The following is a 1681-nucleotide window of genomic DNA, read 5'->3' on the forward strand; positions in this document are numbered from 1 at the left end:
GGTCCGGTTCGTCAGCGGACCGATTTCGATGTGCGCCGCCGGGCAGTCGAGATTAATATGGTCAAGTTTCGACCTGACAGCAGTCGGCTCCGCGTCGACGAACTCGTACGCCAGTTCGGCGCCGTCGTATCCGGCGTCTGATACTCGCTCAAGCAGGTCTAGTGTTCCGTGTGCTGCGTCTCGAACCGTGTAAAGATTTATCGCTGTATGAACCACGGATAGCGACTCGTCTGAGAGTGTAATACATCTACTGGTGTCGCTCTCACAGCGACCGATATATGTACGAGTGTGACGTTACCACGCATCATATGAAGTACGGCTTCCTGTACGACTCTCGATTGGATGAATCACAGATATCAACCCGCGACGAGAGCCGAAAGCGCCACGGAAGTGACTGGGGAACCAACGAGGATGACGCCTCCCTTCCGGACGTCGTCGTGTGGCCCGAATCGACGGCCGACGTCGCGACTGTACTTTCTGCAGCAAATTCTCACGGTGTTCCGGTGACCCCATACGCGGCCGGGACGAGCCTCGAAGGCCATCCAGTACCTGTCCGAGGAGGAATCAGTCTGAACATGACGAAGATGAACTCCGTGCTCGACGTGCGTCCCGACGACTTCCAAATCGACGTCCAACCGGGCGTCCTGGGCAGTAGTATCAACGATGCCGTCGAGCGGTACGGTCTTTTCTTCCCACCGCTGCCATCGTCGGGTGACATCTCGACTATCGGTGGGATGATCGCAAACGACGCTAGCGGCATGCAAACAGTAAAATACGGGGAAGTTCACGACTGGATTCTGCGACTCGAAGCGGTGCTTCCGGACGGGACGATCATTGAGACCGGAACCAACGCGGCGAAGACATCCGCCGGGTACAATCTGCTCGACCTCCTCGTCGGGAGCGAGGGCACTCTCGCCGTCGTCACCGAGGCAACGCTTGAGCTCACAGGGCGACCAGAGCAAGTCTGGGGGGGCCGGGTGACGTTCGATACGGTCGGCGGCGCATCGACCTTTACTTCCGACGTGATTCGCTGGGGTGTCGACGTCGCCAAAATCGAACTGCTTGATAAATTGAGTGTCGAAATAGTCAACGAGCACCTTGATGCGGGGCTCGAAGAGCGACCGATGGTATTCGTGGAGTTTCATACAAACCACAGTGCCGAGGACGAGGTGGCGTTCTTCGAGTCGGTTGTCGATCAGCATCCGGTCGTCGACTGTGCAGTCGGGGAGTCCGGCGCGGAGATGGAAACGCTGTGGATGGTCCGAGAAGAGATGGCAACCGCGCTCAAAAACTACAATCCTGAGTTGACGATTCTCACTTCGGGCGACGTGACCGTTCCGATCAGCACCTACGCGGACCTCATTCGATACATCTCCTCTCTGGAGGACGAGTACGGCCTAGAAATTCCGTGTTTCGGACACGCTGGGGACGGGAACGTCCACTATACGATCTTCGTGAGGAGCGACGACGACAGACAGCGCGTCACGGGCGAGCGTGTTGATCGTAACATAGTCGAACGCGCAATCGACCTTGGCGGGACCTGCACAGGTGAACACGGCGTCGGAATGGGAAAGAAACAGCACTTAGCGAGTGAGTACAGCCACGGAACGATGGAGTTGATGCGGCGGATAAAGCGCGCTTTTGACCCGAACGGAACCCTCAATCCTGGAAAGATGTTCAT

Annotated in this window: 1 protein-coding gene and 1 pseudogene; one reads left to right on the top strand and one right to left on the bottom strand. The window is 57.2% G+C overall.

Annotation, left to right across the window (positions count from 1 at the left end; genetic code table 11):
- Nucleotides 1-216 (bottom strand): annotated as a pseudogene (locus C5B90_RS21105) (xylose isomerase); the annotation flags it as partial.
- A 92-nt stretch (nt 217-308) separates the two neighbouring features.
- On the opposite strand from C5B90_RS21105, the gene C5B90_RS19815 reads away from it, so the two are divergent.
- Nucleotides 309-1681 (top strand): FAD-binding oxidoreductase (locus C5B90_RS19815; RefSeq protein ID WP_148708270.1); only part of this gene is annotated, 1373 nt, incomplete at its 3' end.

The sequence above is a fragment of the Haloferax sp. Atlit-12N genome, from assembly GCF_003383095.1.
GTDB lineage: Archaea > Halobacteriota > Halobacteria > Halobacteriales > Haloferacaceae > Haloferax.